20 protein-coding genes are annotated in these 21,139 nt (G+C 72.5%); 15 read left to right on the top strand and 5 right to left on the bottom strand.

The features are described from left to right. Window positions 1–8: 8 nt before the first annotated feature. The gene (locus BUE29_RS07595) at window positions 9–1,364 is read left to right on the top strand and encodes an amidase (RefSeq protein ID WP_073388221.1); all 1,356 of its coding nucleotides are present in this window, start codon (window positions 9–11) and stop codon (window positions 1,362–1,364) included. Window positions 1,365–1,379: 15 nt separating this feature from the next. Here the strand turns inward: BUE29_RS07595 and BUE29_RS07590 are convergent, their stop codons facing one another. Then, complete coding sequence (locus BUE29_RS07590) at window positions 1,380–2,387, bottom strand: helix-turn-helix transcriptional regulator (RefSeq protein ID WP_073388219.1); 1,008 nt, start codon at window positions 2,385–2,387, stop codon at window positions 1,380–1,382. Window positions 2,388–2,551: 164 nt separating this feature from the next. On the opposite strand from BUE29_RS07590, the gene BUE29_RS07585 reads away from it, so the two are divergent. From BUE29_RS07585 to BUE29_RS07575, 3 genes are all read left to right on the top strand, one after another. Then, the gene (locus BUE29_RS07585; RefSeq protein ID WP_073388208.1) at window positions 2,552–2,758 is read left to right on the top strand and encodes a hypothetical protein; all 207 of its coding nucleotides are present in this window, start codon (window positions 2,552–2,554) and stop codon (window positions 2,756–2,758) included. A gap of 178 nt (window positions 2,759–2,936) precedes the next feature. After that, the gene (locus BUE29_RS07580) at window positions 2,937–3,842 is read left to right on the top strand and encodes a phosphoribosylaminoimidazolesuccinocarboxamide synthase (RefSeq protein WP_073389503.1); all 906 of its coding nucleotides are present in this window, start codon (window positions 2,937–2,939) and stop codon (window positions 3,840–3,842) included. A 205-nt stretch (window positions 3,843–4,047) separates the two neighbouring features. Further along, window positions 4,048–5,778 (top strand): outer membrane protein assembly factor BamB family protein, encoded by a 1,731-nt coding sequence (locus BUE29_RS07575; RefSeq protein WP_159440844.1) that lies wholly within the window; start codon window positions 4,048–4,050, stop codon window positions 5,776–5,778. 21 nt (window positions 5,779–5,799) lie between these two features. Here BUE29_RS07575 and BUE29_RS07570 read toward each other — a convergent pair whose 3' ends face one another. Next, a complete protein-coding gene (locus BUE29_RS07570) occupies window positions 5,800–6,045 on the bottom strand; it encodes a hypothetical protein (protein ID WP_073388204.1) in 246 nt (81 codons plus the stop codon). Between the two features lie 76 nt (window positions 6,046–6,121). On the opposite strand from BUE29_RS07570, the gene BUE29_RS07565 reads away from it, so the two are divergent. Both BUE29_RS07565 and purS read left to right on the top strand, forming a co-directional pair. Further along, window positions 6,122–6,685 carry an NADPH-dependent FMN reductase gene (locus BUE29_RS07565; RefSeq protein ID WP_073388202.1) on the top strand — a complete coding sequence of 188 codons (564 nt, stop codon included), beginning with the start codon at window positions 6,122–6,124 and terminating at the stop codon, window positions 6,683–6,685. 109 nt (window positions 6,686–6,794) lie between these two features. Further along, a complete protein-coding gene (gene purS, locus BUE29_RS07560) occupies window positions 6,795–7,028 on the top strand; it encodes a phosphoribosylformylglycinamidine synthase subunit PurS (protein WP_073388200.1) in 234 nt (77 codons plus the stop codon). Between the two features lie 16 nt (window positions 7,029–7,044). Here purS and BUE29_RS07555 read toward each other — a convergent pair whose 3' ends face one another. Both BUE29_RS07555 and BUE29_RS07550 read right to left on the bottom strand, forming a co-directional pair. Next, complete coding sequence (locus BUE29_RS07555) at window positions 7,045–8,295, bottom strand: DUF1501 domain-containing protein (protein WP_073388198.1); 1,251 nt, start codon at window positions 8,293–8,295, stop codon at window positions 7,045–7,047. Between the two features lie 29 nt (window positions 8,296–8,324). Continuing rightward, complete coding sequence (locus BUE29_RS07550) at window positions 8,325–9,638, bottom strand: DUF1800 domain-containing protein (protein WP_073388196.1); 1,314 nt, start codon at window positions 9,636–9,638, stop codon at window positions 8,325–8,327. A gap of 96 nt (window positions 9,639–9,734) precedes the next feature. Here BUE29_RS07550 and purQ point away from each other — a divergent pair, with 96 nt between their 5' ends. The 5 genes from purQ (at window position 9,735) to purM (ending at window position 16,128) form a co-directional block, all read left to right on the top strand. After that, window positions 9,735–10,406: a phosphoribosylformylglycinamidine synthase subunit PurQ gene (purQ, locus tag BUE29_RS07545; RefSeq protein WP_073388194.1), complete on the top strand. Its 672-nt coding sequence runs from the start codon at window positions 9,735–9,737 to the stop codon at window positions 10,404–10,406. Then, complete coding sequence (purL, locus tag BUE29_RS07540; protein WP_200800094.1) at window positions 10,403–12,670, top strand: phosphoribosylformylglycinamidine synthase subunit PurL; 2,268 nt, start codon at window positions 10,403–10,405, stop codon at window positions 12,668–12,670. The genes purQ and purL overlap by 4 nt, the downstream gene beginning before the upstream one ends. A 7-nt stretch (window positions 12,671–12,677) precedes the next feature. Continuing rightward, a complete protein-coding gene (locus BUE29_RS07535) occupies window positions 12,678–13,442 on the top strand; it encodes a sterol carrier family protein (RefSeq protein ID WP_073388190.1) in 765 nt (254 codons plus the stop codon). A 63-nt stretch (window positions 13,443–13,505) separates the two neighbouring features. After that, complete coding sequence (purF, locus tag BUE29_RS07530) at window positions 13,506–15,041, top strand: amidophosphoribosyltransferase (protein ID WP_143168050.1); 1,536 nt, start codon at window positions 13,506–13,508, stop codon at window positions 15,039–15,041. A gap of 10 nt (window positions 15,042–15,051) precedes the next feature. Continuing rightward, window positions 15,052–16,128: a phosphoribosylformylglycinamidine cyclo-ligase gene (gene purM / locus BUE29_RS07525; protein ID WP_073388188.1), complete on the top strand. Its 1,077-nt coding sequence runs from the start codon at window positions 15,052–15,054 to the stop codon at window positions 16,126–16,128. A 130-nt stretch (window positions 16,129–16,258) separates the two neighbouring features. Here the strand turns inward: purM and BUE29_RS07520 are convergent, their stop codons facing one another. Continuing rightward, complete coding sequence (locus BUE29_RS07520) at window positions 16,259–16,447, bottom strand: DUF3073 domain-containing protein (protein ID WP_073388186.1); 189 nt, start codon at window positions 16,445–16,447, stop codon at window positions 16,259–16,261. Window positions 16,448–16,775: 328 nt separating this feature from the next. Between BUE29_RS07520 and BUE29_RS07515 the strand changes: the two genes are divergently transcribed. From BUE29_RS07515 to BUE29_RS07500, 4 genes are all read left to right on the top strand, one after another. Then, window positions 16,776–16,985, top strand: coding sequence for a BldC family transcriptional regulator (locus BUE29_RS07515; RefSeq protein WP_073388184.1), 210 nt, complete (start codon window positions 16,776–16,778; stop codon window positions 16,983–16,985). Between the two features lie 135 nt (window positions 16,986–17,120). Beyond that, window positions 17,121–18,749 carry an AMP-binding protein gene (locus BUE29_RS07510; RefSeq protein WP_073388182.1) on the top strand — a complete coding sequence of 543 codons (1,629 nt, stop codon included), beginning with the start codon at window positions 17,121–17,123 and terminating at the stop codon, window positions 18,747–18,749. 88 nt (window positions 18,750–18,837) lie between these two features. Beyond that, window positions 18,838–19,356, top strand: a complete 519-nt coding sequence (locus BUE29_RS07505) for a MarR family winged helix-turn-helix transcriptional regulator (protein ID WP_073388180.1) — start codon at window positions 18,838–18,840, stop codon at window positions 19,354–19,356. Further along, a complete protein-coding gene (locus tag BUE29_RS07500; RefSeq protein ID WP_073388178.1) occupies window positions 19,356–21,125 on the top strand; it encodes an MDR family MFS transporter in 1,770 nt (589 codons plus the stop codon). Before BUE29_RS07505 ends, BUE29_RS07500 begins: the two co-directional genes overlap by 1 nt. The last annotated feature ends 14 nt before the right edge of the window (window positions 21,126–21,139 follow it).

Raw genomic sequence — 21,139 nt, 5'->3', positions numbered from 1 at the left:
CTGCCGCCATGACCGCAGCCCGGCCGGGGACGGCCGCCGCCATCGCCGCCGCCGTGCGCGCGGGCACCTATTCGGCGCGGGAGGCGGTCGAGCTCGCGCTGCGCCGGATCGAGGAGGTCGACGGCGGGATCGAGGCCTACCGCGAGGTGCGGGTGTTCGCCGCGCTGCGCGAGGCCGACCTCGTGGACGCGCGACCCGACCGCGACCGGCTCGCGCTGGCCGGCGTCCCGGTCGCGGTGAAGGACAACGTGCCGGTGACGGGCGAGGCGTTGCGCAACGGCTCGGCGGCGACGGACGACACGCCCCGCACGAGCGACCACGAGGTCGTGCGCCGGCTGCGCGCCGCCGGGGCCGTGGTCGTCGGGCTGACGAACACCCCCGAGCTGTGCGTCTTCGGCACCACCGACTCGGCTGCCGCCGTCACGCGCAATCCGTGGAACCGGCGGGTGAGCCCGGGCGGGTCGTCCGGGGGCGCCGCCGCCGCGGTGGCCGCCGCCACGGTGCCGGTCGCGCACGGCAACGACGGCATGGGCTCCATCCGCATCCCGGCGGCGTGCTGCGGCCTGGTGGGGCTGAAGCCGGGGAGCGGTGTCGTCCCGGCCGACCTCGGCAACGGGTCGTGGTTCGGCATGGCCGAGAACGGCCCGCTCGCGACGACGGTGCAGGACGCCGCCCTGACCTTCGCCGTGATGGCCGACCGTCCGGTCGCCCCGCTCGCCGACCCCGCGCCGCTCCGGGTGGCGGTCTCGGTGCGCGCTCCCGTCGTCGGCACCCCGGTGCATCCGGACTGGGTGGCCGCGGCCCGCACGACCGGCGACGCGCTGGCCGCGGCGGGCCACCGGGTCCGCACCGCCGAGGTGCCCTACCCGGCGAGGCTGGTGCTCTCGCAGGCCGTCCGGTGGACGGCGGGGACGGAGCTGGACGCCCGGCTCGTGGCCGACCGGTCACGCCTGCAGGTGCGGACCGCGCGCCACGCCGCGCTCGGCCGCGCGGCGTTGCGTCTCGGCCTGCCGCGGGAGCAGGGCCGGACGTCCTGGCGCAGCCGGGCCGAGCGGTTCTTCACCGACCACGACGTGCTGGTGACGCCCGCGCTCGCCCAGTCCCCGCCGCGGGCCCGCGCGTGGAGCGAACGGGGCTGGCTGGCCAACGTCTGGTCGAACGCGCGCTACGCCCCGTTCGCCGCGCCGTGGAACCTGGCGGGGTGGCCGGCGTTGACGCTGCCCACCGGCGAACCCGGCCCCACCGGCACGCCGCTGGCCGTGCAGCTCGTGTGCCCGCCGGGCGGGGAGGACACGCTGCTGGCCCTGGCCGCCCAGCTCGAGCGCGCCCGGCCCTGGCGGCGGACGGTCGACGACCTCGGCTGACCCCGCGGGGGCGCGTCAGGACTGCGTCGGGGAATCGGTGTGGCCGGCCCGTGCGGCGATGACCCCGGCCTGGAACCGGCTCGTCGCCCCGACCTGCGCCATGTAGTCGGCGATGTGCCGCCGGCAGGTCCGCACCGAGATCGCCAGCCGGCGCGAGATCGCCTCGTCCTTCTCGCCCTCGGCCATCAACCGCAGGATCGCCGCCCGGGTCTGGTCGAGCTCGGTGTCGTCGTGCTGGCGGTTGATGACGTCCTCGAGCGGCGACGCCTCGGACCACAGCTGCTCGAAGGTGGCGACGACCCATGCGATCACGTTGCGCTCGCGCACGACCGCGAGCCCGTGCCGGCCGGGGTCGTCGGTGGGGATGGGCAGCAGCGCGACCGACCGGTCGACGACGAGGCTGCGACCGGGGACCGACGGCGCGAACCGGATGGTGGCGCCGTTCTGCGCCAGCTCGTTCAGGTAGGAGCGCGTGGCCCGGTCGCGCAGCGCCGTGTGCTGGTACAGCGCCCGGGTCTTGATGCCGCGGCGCGCCGAGTACACGTTCGCGACGCGGGTCCGGCCGTCCATGCGCGTGGCGGGCAGCCGCCCGGGGGCGACGGAGAGCAGCTCGTGCTCGCAGCGGTCCGCGTAGTGCATGAGGATGTTCGCGATCGCGCTCTGGTCGCTGATCACGTCGACGACGCCCTCGTGCACCGCGCTGGTGAAGGCCGAGTTCCATTGCGGGACGAGGCGCCGGATCGTGTCGCGACGCTGCTCGACCGCCGCCCGGCGCGCGCCGAGCTCGAGGTCCTCGGCGCCGAGCACGGTGGCCTCGGCCAGCATGGGGCTGACCCCGGTGAGACGGTCGCCGTCGCCGTGGCGGAGCAGGCCGAGCTCGACGAGACGCGCGACCGACTTGTCGATGTCGTCCGAGGTGACCGCCAACGATGCGGCGATGTCGGGGACCCCGCGACCCGGCTCCTCGAGCACCGCGCGGTACAGGGCGACGTCGGATTCGGTCAGTTCACCGAATTCGCCCATATGTACCGTCCGTCATTAGGTGCCAGGCAGCTACCTGCCACTGCCAGGGTTTGAAAGCCCGCTCGTCTGCCTGAATCCTATTGTCAAGAACTCGTTTGGTGGCAGGGATCAACTCAAAGTCACCAGCCGGGAAAATTGGATCTAACGTGACAAATAGGGACCTCATGCGCAGCGTCATCGCCAAGTTCGCCGCCGTCGCGGCGCTGGCCGTCGGCCTCGTCGCCGGCGGCGCGGGTGTCGCCACGGCCGCACCCGCCGACGCGAGCGCGACCACGTCGGTCAGCACGTCGGTCACCACCACGGTCGGCACACCGGCCACCACGGCGCACGTCTCCGTCGGGGTCCGCCGCCCCGGCGACTGGTGGTGGTGACGGCACCGCGCCATCGCACGTCGAGGCCGTAGTCCTGGCGGCCCTCGACAGCATCGACACCGATCCCGCCCTCCACAGCAGTGGTCACGCCCCGTCGGGCGCGGCCAGGAGGGCGGGATCGGTGTCTGTCCGCCCGCGGGGCCGGGTCGGCCGTCCGGTGATCTGGGAGGATCGCGCGGTGACTGCACCCGATGCCGCGCCCGCCGTCCCCGGCGGCCTCACGCACGTCCACAGCGGCAAGGTCCGTGACCTCTACCGGACCGAGGACGGCCGGCTGATCATGCTCGCGAGCGACCGCATATCGGCCTTCGACTTCGTCCTCGGCACCACGATCCCCGACAAGGGTCGCATCCTGACCGCGATGTCGGTGTGGTGGTTCGAGCAGCTCGCCGACGTCGTCGCGAACCACGTGCTCAGTCTCGACGACGCCGCTATCCCCGCGTCCTGGCGCGGGCGGGCGCTCGTGTGCCGGCAGCTGGAGATGCTGCCGGTCGAGGCGGTCGCGCGCGGCTACCTGACCGGGTCGGGGCTCCTCGACTACCGCGAGACCGGCGCCGTGTGCGGCGTGGCGCTGCCGGCCGGGCTCGTCGACGGCGACCGACTGCCCCGGCCGATCTTCACCCCGGCGACCAAGGCCGCGCTGGGCGAGCACGACGAGAACGTGTCGTTCGCCGCTGTCGCGGGTGTGGTCGGCGAGCCGACGGCAGCGGCGCTGCGCGAGGTGACGCTGCGCATCTACGACGTCGCGGCGGGCATCGCCCGCGAGCGCGGCATCGTCCTCGCCGACACCAAGTTCGAGTTCGGCCGCGTGCCCGGCAGCGACGATCTCGTCCTGGGCGACGAGGTGCTCACGCCGGACTCCTCGCGGTTCTGGCCCGCCGACGACTGGACGCCGGGCCGTCCGCAGCCCAGCTTCGACAAGCAGTACGTCCGCAACTGGCTGCTCGGTCCCGAGTCGGGTTGGGACCGCGCCTCCGGTGACGCCCCGCCGCCCCTCCCCGACGAGGTCGTGGCCGCGACGCGCGAGCGCTACGTCGAGGCGTACGAGCGCTTGACGGGCCTGCGCTTCGCCGACTGGCCCTAGCCATCCCTGCCGGCGCGGCGTCGAGTGGGCTTGCCCATGCGAGCGCAGTGCCGAGTGGGCTTGGCCCCACGCCGACGCGTTGGCGACGATCAGCTGACCGCGCCCGCATGGGGCCAGGCGCGGATCGTGGGTCGTCGGCCCGGACCGCAGAGCTACGGTGCGCGTCCGGCGGGTGTGGTCGCGCGAGGTCGTGTACAAAGTCCCGGTGTCCGAGCGTAGCGGGACCGGCGGACGGGCCGGGGTCACGAGGACGGTGTCGTTCGGATTCGGGGTGGGCCTGTTGCTCGCCGGCACCGTGGTGCTGGTCGTGGGCGGCTGGGGTGTGGCCGACGATCTCGTCTCCCCGTCGCCGGGCCGTGGGTCGGCGCAGGCCCTGATCGTGTTGACGTGGCTCGCGATCGCAGCGTTGCTCGGCTGTGTCGTGCTCGCACATCGGGGTGTGGCAGGTTCGCGCCGCTGGCTGGCACCGACCGTCCTGCTGGTGGTCTGCACGACCTTGACCGCCCTGCTGGCCCTGGGGGCGGCGGTCGTGGGTGCCCTCGGACTGCGGTCACAGCACGACCTGGGATTCCCGGGCGCGCAGACACTCCTGGTCGCGGTCGGTGGCCTGGCCACCGGCATCGGTGCCCTGCTGCTGTTCGCGGGGTTCCCGCCCCGCCTGGGTCGTCCCCGCCCGTTCGCCGTCGTCGGCGGAGCCGTCGGCGTCGCGCTCGTGGCGGCGACCAGCGTTCCGTTGTCGTCGAGCGCGAGCGGGTGGACGGTCGACGCGACGACCGCTGCCTCCACCACCGCGCCGGCGGCGCCGTCGGCGGTGGCCAGGCAGGCGTGGGCCTTCACCGTGCACGGGCAGGTCCAGGAGGTCGTGGCGGCCGGCACCGGCGTGGCCGTGCTGACCGCACGCGGCGTCACCGCCGTCGACGGGAGGACGGGCAAGGAACGCTGGCACTACGAACGGTCGGGCGCGCAGGCCGTCCGGCTCGCCGCCACGCCCGACCGCACCGTCGTGCTCGTCGGCTTCGACCTCGGCGGCGGCGTCCAGCGGCTGTTCGGGCTCGATGCCGTGTCCGGACGGGTGCGGTTCGCGTTGCGGACGAAGGGCAACGACGGCCTGCTCGGCCCGTCGAGGCTGCAGGTCACCGACACGACGCTGCTCGGTTCGAACGGTGCCCAGGGCTCCGACGACGAGGGATACGAGGCCCGTTCGTTGCGCACCGGGAGGCGCAGCTGGACCTATCGCGCACCGTCGGGCTGCGTGCTGCACCAGGGGCTGAACAGTGCGCGGGCGCTGCCGGCGGGCCTTGTGGTCTTCCTGCTCTGCGGGGCCGGCGAAGGCCCGGCGAACGCCACCGTGCAGTTGCTCGACGGGGCGACCGGCCACGTGCGGTGGCACCACACGACCCGGTTGCCGAGCCGCTTGGACCTCGTCACCACCGTCTCGAGCGGGGGTGACCTGGTCTACGCGGCCTACGTCGAGGGCGCGCACTCCCGCAGCGTCCTGCTCGACACGGCGACGGGAGCCGTCGTCCGGGGCTTCGCAGTCGATTCGACGACCGCCCCGATCGTCGCGCACGACGCGACCACCGGGGCCGGGCGCGGATTGCGCGACATCCGTACGAGACGGGTTCTGCTTCCCCCCGGGCCACCGGCGAACTGTGCCTCCGCCGAGCTCGGCGCGGTGCTGGCCCGTTCGGTCGTCTGCGCGGAGCGCGCGCCCACCGCCGGCGCCGACGAGAAGGGCATCGTGCAGGTGCGCACCGCCGACTACGGCAGCGCCCGCTTCCAGCACACGATCACCGTCCGCCTCGGTGGCCCGTTCCCGAAGCGGACCTCCGTGACCGAGCCGGCACGGCTGGTCGCGGCGCCGGGCGCGGTGGTGCTGGCCGACACCGCATCGGTGGGCGCGAACGGGACGTCGGTCGTCGTCGGGCTGCGCTGAGGGCTCGGCGCGCGTCGGGACTCAGTCGACGTACGACCAGCGGACGTCGACGCCGGACGTGCCGAGCTTGTCGTTGATCGCGTCGACCAGCTCGGTCAGCCCGGCCTCGTCGGTGACGGGCGGGTACGGCGATCCGTCGCCGCGCCCGAGCTCGCCCAGCAGCCAGTCGGCGGCCTGCTGATGACTGTCGGTCGTGGCGGCGACGGATTCGGCATCCTCGAGGTCGATGACGACCTGGATCGTTCGGTGCGGGGACGGTGTGGTCATGCCGCCATCCGACCACGGCGCAGGGGCAGGTGTCCTGCGCTGATATGGTTGACGAGTCAACCTAAGGGAGCACGGCATGAAGTTGCTGGTCATCATCGCGAGCACACGTCCCGGCCGGATCGGCAAGCCGATCGGCGACTGGTTCGCCGATCGCGCGTCGCAGCACGGCGGCTTCGAGGTCGAGGTCGCCGACCTGGCCGAGATCGCGCTGCCGCTGCACGACGAGCCGGCCCACCCGATGACCGGCAAGTACGAGCATCAGCACACGAAGGACTGGAGTGCGCGGGTCGACGCCGCCGACGCGGTGGTGATGGTGACGCCGGAGTACAACTACGCGTTCAACGCGGCGCTGAAGAACGCGATCGACTACCTCAACCGCGAGTGGCGCTACAAGCCCGTGGGCTTCGTCAGCTACGGCGGCGTCTCCGGCGGCATGCGGGCGGTGCAGATGCTCAAGCAGGTCGTCACCGCGGTGCGCATGGTGCCCGTCGGCGACACCGTGCTGATCCCGATGGCGCGCACGATGCTCGGCGACGGGGGATTCGAGCCCACCGACGTCGTCGCGCAGTCCGCCGATGTGATGCTCGACGAACTGGTCAAGCTCGCGGAACCGCTGGCCGGCGTCCGCGCCGCGAGCTGACCCGACCCGCTTTTGGCGGCAGAGCGCACTATGGTGCGCTCAGCCGCCAAAAGCGTGATCGGTGGGTGGCCTAGGGTGTCACCGAGCAGTCGTCGGAACAGGAGTCGCCGTGGCCCGCGTGGTCGTTGATGTCGTGCTGAAGCCCGAGATCCTGGACCCGCAGGGTCAGGCCATCCTCGGCGCGCTCGGCCGCCTCGGCGTGACGGGCGTGACCGGCGTCCGTCAGGGCAAGCACTTCGAGCTCGAGGTCGAGGACGCGCTCGACGGCGACGCGCTCGCGCGGATCGCCGACACGCTGCTCGCGAACCCCGTCATCGAGAACTACTCGATCCGGCGGGTCTGAGACACCGCCCCTCCGCTCAGGCGAGGAACCCGAGTTCGGCAGGCACGGTGTCGAGCACGGCGTGGGGGTCGCTCGCCAGGACCCGGTGGACGAGCTCGCCGTACACGGCCCGGAAGTCGACCGAGGACTTGAGATTGCCGTCGTCGAGGTCGGTCAGCGACGGCTGTTCGCCGTAGAACCCGCCGCGCACCGGGGCGCCCGCGACGAACACGGGCCCGGCCGTTCCGTGGTCGGTGCCGTCGCCGCCGTTCGCGACGACCCGGCGCCCGAACTCGGAGTAGACGGCCACGACCACCCGACGGCCGCGCTCGTCGGCAGCCATGTCGGTCACGAACCCGGCGACCGCCTCGTCGAGGGTGCTCAGCAACTTCTCCTGCGTCCCCTTCTCGTCCGCGTGCGTGTCGAAGCCACCGAGGCTCACGAGATACACCCGGGTGGGGACGCCGGCCCTGACGCACCGCCCGACGAAGGTGAGCTGGTCGGCCAGGGCGTTCGAGGACTGGCCGCTGTGCCCGGCCTTCCTGCTCGCGCCGCCGCCCTGCCCCGACCCCTGACGCGGCGCGGACGGCCCGAGCGCGGTCGCGAACGTCGTCGCGACCGTCCGCTCGTTGCGGTACGAGGTTCGGACGGCGGCCCGCGCCGGCTTCTCGCCCGACGCCGGTACCGCGAGCTGGGTGACCGCAGGCGCGAAGGCGGCCCGTAGCCGGGCCTGATCGGCGTCGAGCGCCGCAGCGGTGCACCGGGCCCCGACCGCCGCCGGGGCGAGCACCGAGCCGACGTTGACCGCTCGGACGGGGTCGTCACCCGTCGCGTCCAGCCATCGTCCGATCCATCCGGTGGGGACGGGGGTCGTCGGCGACGCGGTCTGCCAGATGTCCATCGAGCGGAAGTGGCTGAAGTCGGGCCGGGGGTACCCGACGCCGCGGACGATCGCGAGACGGCGCTCGGCCCAGAGGCCGGCCATACCCTTCAGCGCCGGGTTGAGGCCGAGGCCGTCGCCGAGACGGTGCACGGCCGACTCCGCGTACGCGAGGTCGGGACGGCCGTCCTGATAGGCCTTGTCGCCGTAGGGCACCACGGTGTTCAGGCCGTCGTTGCCGCCGTACAGGGTCACCAGGACGAGGACGTTCGCGTCCCCGGCCAGCGGCGTCTCGGCCGCCCGCAGCTGCAACGTCCGATGATCGAGGGCGGCCGCTCCGGCAGCGAGGCCGGCGGCACCGGTGACGCCGGAGGCGAGCAGGAAGCGGCGGCGGGTCACGGTGTCCATCGATGTTCTCCCAGGCGTCGGAACGGCTCTCAGTGGACGAGGTACTCGGGGCTGTTGAGCGCGACCGCGGCGAGCTGGCGGACGTCCCCCGCCGTTCCCCGCAACACCGCCAACGTCCGGTCGGACCACGTGGCGATCCCCAGGCGATAGGCGATGGCCTCCACCCGCGCGGTCGGGGAACCGGTCAGGTCGTCGAGATCGGCGTGCTGCACGAGGCGTCCGGCCGCCCGGAACCGCAGGTCGGCCGCCGCGGTCGACAGCCACACCGCTCCGCTCGGCCATCCGCCGACGCTCGGTGGGAAGAACGGCAACTGGCCGAGGGCGTCGAGGGTCGCGGTGGTCTGCCGCAGCTCCGCGTCGGAGTCGGCGGTGACCCCGAGTGCCCGCATCGCACCGATCAGCCACTCGACCGGCCCCACCACGAAGGTGTCGCGCGCGTCGTCGAACGCGTGATCGGTGAACATCGCGACGAGGAGCTCCGCCAGGTCGCGGCGGGGACCGTACGCCGCGAGCAGCCGGTCCTGCGTGGCGTCGTCCGCTGCGCGATCGGAGACGAGACGTCCGAACAAGCGCGCCACGACGTAACGGGCGCAACCCGGACGGGCGAGGACGGCGTCGCAGAAGCCCTTCGCGTCGAAGTCGCCGGTGTGGCCGAACACCGTCTTGGCGCCGGTGTCGTGCAACGCCGGCCGCAGCGAGACCGTGCCGTCGTGCGGGTCGACCTTGTACCCGGTCAGCGCGCGCGCACCGTCGCGCACGTCGTGTTCGGTGTAACCGTCCGCGTGACCGAGCGTGAAGACCTCCATGAACTCACGCGACAGGTTCTCGTTGGGGCCCGTGACGGTGTTGCGGACGTTGTCGAGCCAGCGTTGCGTGGCCGCGTCCAGCAACATCGTGTACGCGAGCGTGTCGAACCGCGAGGTCGCGAGCCCGCGCTGCCGCTCGTTGTGCTGCAGCATCAGCGAGGCGATCTTGACCTTCTTCAGCGACGTCGCGAAGTGCGAGTGCCAGACGAAGGTCGCCTTCTCGCCGAACGGTTGCTCGACCGCGAGCATGCGCCGCAGCCACCATCCGGTGAGCTGAACGGATTCGTCGTGGCGGGCGGCGTTGCGCTGCTTCTTCTGCGCCGCCGACATGCCCCCTCCCGGTCGCGGCGACGCCACCGCCGGGAAGCGCGGCGGCGGTGTTCGGCGGGCTCCGGCGTCGGCCGTCGGGTCCGCCGCCACGATGCGCCGTACGTAGGCGGCACCGCCCTCCCGGAGCACGGCGTCCACGGTGCGACCGGATGCACCGAACCCGGTCCGCCGGACCAGTCGTGCCGCTGCGGCCCACTCGCTGTCCATGCCGGGATCGAACCCGCGTCGTGTTCGAGGGAGGTCAGGCCACCGTTCGGATCCGCTCCAGGACCGGTGGCACGGGTGGCCCGGTAACCTGTCGGAGTGTCAGCTCGCATCGGCGTGGTCACCTTCCCCGGCAGTCTGGACGATCGGGACGCCGCACGCGCGGTCCGCGCGGCCGGCGGCGAGGCCGTCGCCCTGTGGCACGCCGACCCGTGGCTGCACGACGTCGACGCGGTGATCCTGCCCGGCGGCTTCTCCTACGGCGACTACCTGCGCTGCGGCGCCATCGCCCGCTTCTCGCCGGTCATGGCCTCGGTCATCGACGGCGCGCACAACGGGATGCCCGTCCTCGGCATCTGCAACGGCTTCCAGGTCCTGTGCGAGGCGCACCTGCTGCCCGGCGCGCTGGTCCGCAACGACCACCAGCGCTTCGTCTGCCGCGACCAGACGCTGCGGGTCGAGAACACCCGCACCCGCTGGACGTCGGACTACCGCGAGGGCCAGGAGATCGTCGTCCCCATCAAGAACGCCGAGGGCGGTTACGTGGCCGACGCGGCGACGTTGGACGCCCTCGAGGCCGAGGGGCGCGTGGTCGCGCGCTACGTGGACGGCAACCCGAACGGCAGCCAGCGCCACATCGCCGGCATCAGCAACGAGGCCGGCAACGTCGTCGGGCTGATGCCGCACCCCGAGCACGCCATCGACGCCCTGACCGGGCCGGGCACCGACGGGCTCGGCTTCTTCCGCTCCCTGCTCGGGGTGCCGGCATGAGCCCGCGCGTGGACCTCGACACCGTCGAGGTCGCGGGGGAGACGCCCGATCGGGCCCAGCCGTTCAAGGAACTCGGCATGGCCGCCGACGAGTACGCGCGGGTGCGCGAGATCCTCGGCCGGCGCCCCACGAGCTCCGAGCTCGCGATCTACTCGGTGATGTGGAGCGAGCACTGCTCCTACAAGTCCTCGATCGTGCATCTGCGCCAGTTCCGCGACAAGGCGCCCGCGACCGACGCCCTGCTCGTCGGCATGGGCGAGAACGCCGGCGTCGTCGACGTCGGCGACGGCTGGGCGGTCACGTTCAAGATCGAGTCGCACAACCACCCGTCCTTCGTGGAGCCGTACCAGGGCGCGGCGACGGGCGTCGGCGGCATCGTCCGCGACATCCTGACGATGGGCGCGCGGCCCGTCGCCGTGATGGACAGCCTGCGCTTCGGCCCGCTGCAGGCCGCCGACACCGGCCGCGTGCTGCCCGGCGTCGTCGCCGGCGTGGGTGGGTACGGCAACTGCCTCGGGCTGCCCAACATCGGCGGCGAGATCGTCTTCGACGAGAGCTACATCGGCAACCCGCTCGTGAACGCGCTGTGCGCGGGGGTCATGCGGGCCGACGGCATCAAGCTGGCCAAGGCCGACGGGCCGGGCAACCACGTGGTGCTCTTCGGCGCGCGCACCGGCGGCGACGGCATCGGTGGGGCGTCGGTCCTCGCGAGCGCGACGTTCGAGGCCGAGGGCGAGACCAAGCGGCCCAGCGTCCAGGTCGGCGACCCGTTTGCCGAGAAGGTGCTCATCGAGTGCTGCCTGGAGATCTTCGCCGCCGACCTCGTCGTCGGCATCCAGGACCTCGGCGCCGCCGGCATCTCGTGCGCGACGACCGAGCTCGCCGCCGCCGGCACCGGCGGCATGGACGTCCGGCTCGACCTCGTCCCGCTGCGTGACTCGGGCCTCGCGCCCGAGGAGATCCTGATGAGCGAGTCGCAGGAACGCATGATGGCGGTGGTGACGCCCGAGAAGCTCGACGAGTTCCTCGCCGTGTGCGCCAAGTGGGACGTCCTGTCCACGGTCATCGGGACGGTCACCGACACCGGCCGGCTGCGGATGACGTGGCACGACGAGCTCATCGTCGACCTGCCCCCGACGACGGCCGCCAACGACGGCCCGGTCTACGAACGGCCGATCGAGCGGCCGCTCGACCAGGACGTGCTCGTCCAGCACGACGGCGCCTCGCTGCCCCGGCCGACGCGCGGGGACCAGTTGCGCGCGACCGTGCTGCGTCTCGCCGCGTCGCCGAACCTGGCCGACAAGTCGTGGGTCACCGACCAGTACGACCGCTACGTGCTCGGCAACACCGTGCTCGCCCAGCCCGAGGACGCGGGCATCGTGCGCATCGACGACTCCACTACCCGTGGCATCGCGATCGCCACCGACGGCAACGGCCGCTACGCGCGGCTCGACCCGTACGCCGGTGCGCAGCTCGCCCTGGCCGAGGCCTACCGCAACGTCGCGACGACGGGCGCCCGGCCACTCGCGGTCACCAACTGCCTGAACTTCGGCTCGCCCGAGGACCCCGGCGTCATGTGGCAGTTCAGCGAGGCGGTGCGCGGTCTCGCCGACGGGTGCCAGGCGCTCGGGGTGCCGGTCACCGGCGGCAACGTCAGCTTCTACAACCAGACCGGGTCCACGCCGATCCTGCCGACCCCGGTCATCGGTGTCCTGGGGGTCATCGACGACGTCGCCCGCCGCGTCCCGCAGGGGTTGCGTGCCGACGGCGCGCAGCTCTACCTGCTCGGCGACACCCGCGACGAGTTCGGGGGCTCGGAGTGGGCGTACGCGGTCCACGGCTTCCTCGGCGGCCGGCCGCCCCAGGTCGACCTCGACCGCGAGCGCCGGCTGGCCGACGTCCTCGTCACGGCCGCGCGGGAATCGCTGCTCGAGTCCGCACACGACCTCGCCGACGGCGGGCTGGCGCAGGCCCTCGTCGAGGGCTGCCTGCGCGGCAACGCCGGGGCCCGGGTCACGCTGCCCGACGCCGACCCGTTCGTGACGCTGTTCAGCGAGTCGGCCGGTCGCGTGCTCGTCAGCGTCACCCGGGCGAACGAGGAGCGCTTCGCGCAGCTGTGCCAGGAGCACGGGCTGCCGAGCAGCCGGCTCGGACGGGTCGACATCCTCGAGGCCGATCTCGCCGTCGACGGACAGTTCCGGATCCCGCTGCGCGAGCTGCGCGCGGCGTGGGGCGACACCATCCGTCGACGCTTCGAGCCGTGATCGCACGATGAGCCCGCGGCTGGCCGCGGCGCTCGCCGAGTACGGCGCGCAGGCGGCGGCGCTCGCCGACTGGGTCGCCGCGTTGCCGACGCCGGACCTCGAGCGGGCCGGCATCCTGCCCGGCTGGACGGTGCGGGTGCTCGTCGGGCACGTCGCGAGCAGCAAGGAGGGATTGGTCCACCACCTCGACACCCGCGGCGAGGGCCGGGCCGTGCCCGCGGCGTCCTACGTGCAGGCGTACGCGCCCGCGGCCGCCGACATCGCGGCGGCCAGCGTCGCCACGACCGGTGCGGACGGTCGCGACGAGCTGGTGGCGCGGTTGCGGGCGCCGCTGCCGACCACCGAGATCGCGGACGCGACCGTGCTCGCCGGCCCGCGGGGACCGATCACCGCGCTCGACTTCGCCCGGACCCGCGTCCTGGACCTCGTCGTCCACTGCGACGACGCGTCCCGGTCGCTGCCCGGGCACGATCCCGTCCCGCTGCTGCGCCCGGCCCTCGCCACGACCGTCCGCGTCCTGGCCGAGATCCTGGCCGCGCAGGCTCCGGGCCGCTCGGTGGAGCTGCGAGTGCCGCCGTTCGTCGCGGTGCAGGCCGTGCCGGGACCGCGGCACACGCGGGGCACGCCACCCAACGTCGTCGAGACCGACGCCGTCACCTGGCTGCGCCTCGCGACCGGGCGGCTCGACTTCGCCGCGGCCGTCGCCGCGGGCACCGTCCGTGCGACCGGTCCCCGCAGCGACCTGGCCGGCTTCCTGCCCGTCCTCGCCTGACGCGCCGCGCCACACCCGCGCCCGCGGCGCGCCGGCCCCGGCCGGGCCCTTACACTCGACGACGTGGCTCGTGGTGACGGCAAGCTGACCCACAATCTGTTCGACGACGACAAGGGCCCCCAGGACGCGTGCGGCGTCTTCGGCGTGTGGGCGCCCGGCGAGGACGTCGCGAAGCTGACCTACTACGGGCTGTACGCGCTGCAGCACCGCGGGCAGGAGGCGGCGGGCATCGCCGTGAGCGACGGCAGCTCGCTGGTGGTCTACAAGGACCTCGGTCTCGTCTCGCAGGTCTTCGACGAGGCGACGCTCGCCACGCTGCAGGGGCACATCGCCGTCGGGCACACCCGCTACTCCACGACCGGGTCGACCACGTGGGAGAACTCGCAGCCGAGCTTCCGCACCACCCCCGCGGGCACCGGTCTCGCGCTCGGGCACAACGGCAACCTCGTCAACACCGCCGATCTCGCCGACGAGGCGCGCGCGGCGGGCATCCGCGGCAGCTCGATGGGCGCCACGACCGACTCCGAGCTGCTGACCGCGATGCTCGCGGCGCGCCCCGACGTCAGCGTCGAGCAGGCGGCGAGCGAGGTCCTGCCCAAGCTCGAGGGCGCCTTCTCACTCGTCTTCATGGACGAGCACACGCTCTACGCCGCCCGCGACCCGCAGGGCGTGCGACCGCTGGTCTTGGGGCGGCTCGAGCGTGGGTGGGTCGTGACGTCCGAGACCGCCGCGCTCGACATCGTCGGCGCCAGCTTCGTGCGCGAGGTCGAGCCGGGCGAGCTCGTGGCGATCGACGCGGACGGGTTGCGCTCGCAGAGCTTCGCCGCCCCCAAGCCCAAGGGCTGCGTGTTCGAGTACGTCTACCTCGCCCGCCCCGACACCACCATCGCCGGCCGCAGCGTGCACTCGGCGCGCGTGGAGCTCGGCCGCCGGCTGGCCCGCGAGCACCCGGCCGAGGCCGACCTCGTCATCCCGGTGCCCGAGTCCGGGGTGCCGGCGGCCATCGGCTACGCCGAGGCGTCCGGCATCCCCTACGGCCTCGGGCTGGTCAAGAACTCCTACGTCGGACGCACCTTCATCCAGCCCTCGCAGACGATCCGGCAGCTCGGCATCCGGCTCAAGCTCAACCCGTTGCGCGACGTGATCCGGGGCAAGCGACTGGTCGTCGTCGACGACACGATCGTGCGCGGCAACACCCAGCGCGCCCTGATCCGCATGCTGCGCGAGGCGGGGGCGGTCGAGGTGCACGTTCGCATCTCGGCGCCGCCGGTCAAGTGGCCGTGCTTCTACGGCATCGACTTCGCCTCGCGGGCCGAGCTCGTCGCGAACGGGCTCGACAACGACGGCATCCGCCACTCCATCGGCGCCGATTCGCTCGGCTACGTCTCGCTGGAGAGCATGATCGCCGCGACCGAACAGCCCAAGACGCGGCTGTGTCGCGCCTGCTTCGACGGCGAGTACCCGATCGCCATCCCGGCGACCATGGGGGGCAAGCACGTGCTCGAGGGCATCGAGCGGTCGGTCGCCGTGCCGCAGCTGCTCGGCCGCGAGCCGGAGCGCTCCTCGGCGTGGGCCGAGGACGCCCTCACCCGGCCGTGAGCGTCGCGCCGTGAGCAACGCCTACGCCGGAGCCGGTGTCGACGTCGAGGCCGGTGAGCGCGCCGTGGAGCTGATGAAGGCGTCGGTGGCGCGCACCGACCGTCCCGAGACCCGTGGTGGCCTCGGCGGCTTCGCCGGCCTGTTCGCACTCGACCTCACCCGCCACCCGAAGCCGGTGCTGGCCAGCTCCACCGACGGGGTCGGGACCAAGCTGGTCATCGCGCAGGCGATGGACCGGCACGACACCATCGGCATCGACCTCGTCGCGATGGTCGTCGACGACCTGGTGGTCGTGGGCGCGGAGCCGCTGCTGCTCACCGACTACATCGCCACCGGCAAGGTCGTGCCCGAGAAGATCGCCGCGATCGTGTCCGGCATCGCCGAGGGCTGCGTGCAGGCCGGCTGTGCCCTGGTCGGCGGCGAGACCGCGGAGCACCCGGGCGTGATGGGCGCCGACGAGTACGACATCTCCGGGACGGGCGTGGGCGTCGTCGACGCCGACGCGGTGCTGGGGTCCGAGCGGGTGCGCCCGGGGGACGTCCTCGTCGCGATGGGGTCGAGCGGCGTGCACTCCAACGGATACTCGCTCGTGCGGCACGTCCTGCTCGACCAGGGCGGGCTCGACCTCACCGCCACGCCGGACGTCCTGGGCGGGCGCACCCTGGGCGAGGAGCTGCTCACCCCGACCCGCATCTACGCACTCGACTGCCTCGCCCTCGCCGCCGGGGGCGGCGCACACGCGTTCGCCCACATCACCGGCGGCGGGCTCGCCGGCAACCTGGCCCGCGTGCTGCCGCCGGGCACCGCGGCGACCGTCGACCGCGCCACCTGGGCGCCGCAGCCGGTCTTCGATCTGGTGCGCACCACCGGCGACGTGTCACGGGCCGACCTGGAGCTCGCCTTCAACCTGGGCGTCGGCATGGTCGCGGTGGTCCCGGCAGCGCGGGTCCAGGACGCGGTCGGGCTGCTCACCGACCGGGGCGTCCCGGCGTGGCCGATCGGGGACGTGCGCGAAGCGGCCAGCACCCAGCCGGGCGAGGTCACACTCGTCGCGAATTACGCAGGTCCGGCGTCGGACTGGGTCTGAGCGGCCCGCTCGGTGGCCTACTCGGCTATCGCGTGCCAGGCGAGCACGAGCTTCGCCTGGCACGCGATCGACGTGTCCGTCATCGCCGCGACGACGTCAGTGGTCTGCACCAATGCCGGCGACCGGGCGGTCACCGGTCGGTGCCGGTCCATTCGTCGTAGTCGTCGTCATCGACGTCGGCGTCCCGCGCGGTGTGATCGCCACCAGGGGAGGAAGTCCCGAGCTCGCGCTGAAGGGCGTCGAGATCGGTGAAATGGGTGTTGTACTTCAGCTCTCGGGCCACTTTTTGCTGTTTGGCCTTGGCACGGCCGCGCCCCATGGCTCGACCCCCTCGCTCGCGCGCTCATCCGGCTTCAAGCCACACGTGGTGTCTCAGCGGGCGTTGCCGGGGAACTTGTCATGTCGTAAACACAGCCTACCTCGCGCAGAAGTGGCCTTGCACGTCGGTGAGCCCACGTGGCGACGTGTCCGGTAGTGACCATATTCGTCCGAATTGCGGCCCGGAAAAATTGGACAGGCACTTCCTGCATGGCACAGAGTGGACAGTTGAGCGCGCACCTATGGCGGATCGCTTCACGCTCGGCATACTCGATGGTGTTCGCGAGGAACAGGACTTCTCGCGACGTTTACCTCAAAGGAGCACCACCATGACGACGGTTCGCGTTCGTCCCGAGACCGAGGCCCTCCTCACCCCGTCCGAGGTTGCGACGCTGTTCCGCGTCGACCCGAAGACCGTGACCCGCTGGGCCAAGGCCGGCAAGCTCACCTCGATCCGCACGCTGGGCGGCCACCGCCGCTACCGCGAGTCCGAGGTCCGCTCGCTGCTGGACGGCAACACCGCCGCCGTCGACGCCTGAGTCGTCGCCACGCGGCTTCCGACGCCGCACCCGAGTCGCTCTGCTGCGACTCCGGTGCGGCGTCGTTGCGTTCGGGGCGGGACCGGCGCCGGCCCTGCTGGCCCGCTGTGACCCGCGCCACCTAGTCTCGGGCGGGTGAACCCCACGTCCTACGCCAGCGGCGTCGCGACCGTCCCGCTGCTCGGCGAGACCATCGACGCGAACCTGCGCCGCACCGTCGCGACCCACGCCGACCGCGACGCCGTCGTCGACGTCGCGACCGGCCGTCGGCTCACCTACGCCGAGCTCGACGAGGCGGTGGACGGCGTCGCGCGCGGCCTGCTCGCCCGCGGTCTGCAGCGCGGTGACCGGGTGGCGGTCTGGGCCCCCAACTGCCTGGAGTGGTTCCTCGTCCAGTTCGCGACCGCCCGGGTCGGGGCCATCCTGGTGACGGTCAACCCGGCGTACCGGACCCACGAACTGGACTACGTGCTCCGGCAGGCCGGCGTCACGATGCTGGTCTCGGCGACGTCGTTCAAGACCAGCGACTACCGGGCCATGATCGACGAGGCCCGTCCTGGTCTCGAACAGCTGCGCGACGTCGTCCTGATCGCCGACGACAGCTGGGACCGGTTGCTCGCCGACGGGGCCGCGGTCTCCCGCGAGGACGTGGCGCGCCGATCGAGCGAGCTGGCCTTCGACGACCCGATCAACATCCAGTACACGTCGGGGACGACGGGGTTCCCGAAGGGCGCCACCCTCAGCCACCACAGCATCCTCAACAACGGCTACTTCGTCGGCGAGGGCATGGGCTACAGCCACGAGGAGCGCATCTGCGTCCCCGTGCCCTTCTATCACTGCTTCGGCATGACGATGGGCAATCTCGCGGCCACGTCGCACGGCGCGTGCATCGTCGTCCCCGCGCCCGGCTTCGACCCCGCCGCGACGCTGCGTGCCGTGCAGGACGAGCGGTGCACCTCGCTCTACGGCGTGCCGACGATGTTCATCGCCGAGCTCGCGCTGCCGGACTTCGCGTCCTACGACCTGTCGAGCCTGCGTACCGGGTGCATGGCCGGCTCGCCCTGCCCGGTCGAGGTCATGAAGCGCGTGATCGACGAGATGCACATGGGCGAGGTCACGATCGCCTACGGGATGACCGAGACGTCCCCGGTCTCCACGCAGACCCGCAAGGACGACTCGCTCGACCGGCGCACCGGCACCGTCGGTCGCGTCCACCCGCACGTCGAGGTGATGGTCGTCGACCCCGAGACCGGCCTGCCGGTGCCGTGCGGCGAACCCGGCGAGCTCTGCACGCGGGCCTACTCGGTGATGCTCGGGTACTGGGAGGAACCGGAGCGGACGGCCGAGGTGCTGCGCAACGGCTGGATGCACACCGGCGACCTCGCGACCATGGACGCCGAGGGTTACGTGCAGATCGTGGGCCGCATCAAGGACATGGTCATCCGCGGCGGCGAGAACGTGTACCCCCGCGAGATCGAGGAGTTCCTCTACGCCCACCCCGACGTCGTCGACGCGCAGGTCATCGGGGTGCCCGACGAGCGGTACGGCGAGGAGCTGATGGCGTGGGTCAGGCTGCGCGACGGGGCTCCCGAGCTCACGGCGGCCGCCCTGCGCGAGTTCTGCCAGGGCAGGCTGGCCCACTACAAGATCCCGCGCTACGTGCGCGTGGTCGACGAGTTCCCGATGACGGTCACCGGCAAGGTCCGCAAGGTCGAGATGCGCGACGTCGCCACCGAGCTCCTCGCGCGGGGCCAGCTCGGCTGAGCGCCCGAGGTGGCAGAACCGCCGGCGCGGGTGAATAATTGTGCCGATCAACTAGTTGAGCGAAGCATGTAATGGAGCCCGTCCGTCGATGACCGACCTCGTCGCCGAGTTGCCGTCCCCCGAGACCGGCGACGTCGCCGACGTCGCCGAACTCGCCGACACCGTCTTCGACCTCGTCCAGGCCGTCCAACGCGCCCGCGCCCGGTGGCTGGCCGCGGCGGAGCACAGCGTCGAGCGCACCGGACTCGTCATCCTGCGCACCGTGCGTAGCGGCGGCCCGATGCGCGCGAGCGACATCGCCGACTCGCTGCAGTTCGACCCGTCCACCGTGAGCCGCCGGGTCGCCGCGCTGGTCCGCGACGGGCTGCTGGAGCGGCGCGCCGACCCCGAGGACGGCCGGGCGAGCCTGCTCGCGCCGACCCCCAAGGCCGACGCGGTGCTGGCCGACCAGCGGCGCGTCCGCGCCGACCACTTCGCGGCGATGCTGTCGGGCTGGGAGCGCGACGAGGTCGTGCAACTCACCGGGCTGATGCGCCGCTTCACCGCCGCCTACGACGACGTGACGACCCGTCACGCGACCACCACTGCCGAGGACGACACCCACTGATGGCCAGCACCACCACCGCATCCGCGCCCGCCGCCGACACCAGCGGCGGCCTCAGTCACAAGCAGATCATGAGCATCCTCTCGGGGCTCATGATCGGCATGTTCCTGGCCGCGCTCGACCAGACCATCGTCGCCACCGCGATCCGCACGATCGGCGACGACCTGCACGGGCTGTCCATCCAGGCCTGGGTGACCACCGCGTTCCTGATCACCTCGACGATCGCCACCCCGCTGTTCGGCAAGCTCTCGGACATCTACGGGCGCAAGCCGATGTTCATGATCGCGATCGTCGTGTTCGTGCTCGGCTCGATGCTCTGCGGCATCTCGCAGTCCATGTACATGCTGGCCGCGTTCCGGGCGCTGCAGGGGATCGGTGCCGGCGGCATCATGCCGCTGGTCCTCGCGATCATCGGCGACATCATCCCGCCGCGCGAGCGGGCCCGCTACCAGGGCTACTTCATGGCCGTCTTCGCGACGTCCTCGGTGCTCGGCCCGGTCATCGGCGGCTTCCTCGCCGGGCAGAGCGACATCTTCGGGATCTCGGGCTGGCGCTGGATCTTCTACATCAACGTCCCGCTGGGCGCGCTCGCGCTGGCTGTCGTCACGCGGGTGCTGCAGCTCGAGCACACGCGCCGCGACCACCGCATCGACTGGACCGGCGCCGCCGCGCTGGTGGTGGGTCTGGTGCCGCTGCTCATCATCGCCGAGCAGGGGCGCGAGTGGGGCTTCCTGTCCGCCGGCGCCTGGGTCTGCTACGTCATCGGCGCGATCGGGATCGCCGCCTTCCTCCGCGTCGAGGCGCGGGCGGGCGACGAGGCGCTGCTGCCGCTACGGCTGTTCCGCATCCGCAACTTCGCGGTCGGCTCGGCCCAGTCGATGGTCGTCGGCATGGGGATGTTCGGCGGCATCGCCGCGATCCCGCTGTACCTGCAGATCGTGAAGGGCGCCTCGCCGACGAAGGCGGGCCTGCTCATCCTGCCCCTCGTCGCCGGCATCATGACCGCGTCGCTGGTGGCCGGCCAGATCACCTCGCGCACCGGCAAGTACAAGGCCTTCCCGGTCGTGGGCTCGGTCCTGATGGTCGCCGGTCTGCTGATCCTCACCCAGGTCGGCGCGGACACGCCGCTGTGGCAGACCGACATCTTCATGGCCGTCTTCGGCCTCGGGCTCGGCATGAACATGCAGAGCATCGTGCTGGCGATGCAGAACGCCGTGGATCCCCGCGACATGGGTGTCGCCACGTCCAGTGCGACGTTCTTCCGGCAGGTGGGCGGCTCGCTGGGCACCGCGGTCTTCCTGTCCATCCTGTTCTCGCAGGCGGCGATCAAGATCCCGCAGGAGATCGCGCGGTCGGGCAACGACCAGCGCCAGTACGCGAACTTCGACCTCAACGACACCAGCGCGCTCGGCTCGCTGAGCGAGCAGGCGAAGCATCCGATCCTCGTCGGGTTCTCCGACGCCATGGACCACGTCTTCCTGGTCGGCGGGCTGCTGCTGGTCCTGGCCGTCGTGCTGTCGATCCTGGTCAGGGAGGTCCCGCTGCGCACGCTGTCGGGGCAGGACGCCCGGCGGGCCGCAGAGGCTGCACCGCCGACGCCGGCGCTCGACCCGGGCGGCGCCGCCTCGCTGATCTCGGTCCCGACGGCGGTCCCGACGGCGGACGGCACCGACGACGACCCGGGCGGCGCGCACGAGGCCGCGGGCGTCGCGCCCCCGCACGACGGGCCGGGCCGGCACGAGCAGGCCGAGGACGACGTCACGCGTCGGTGATGCGCGCGCGGCAC

This window comes from Jatrophihabitans endophyticus (assembly GCF_900129455.1).
Lineage (GTDB): Bacteria > Actinomycetota > Actinomycetes > Mycobacteriales > Jatrophihabitantaceae > Jatrophihabitans > Jatrophihabitans endophyticus.
This window is presented reverse-complemented; position numbering and strand designations above follow the sequence as displayed.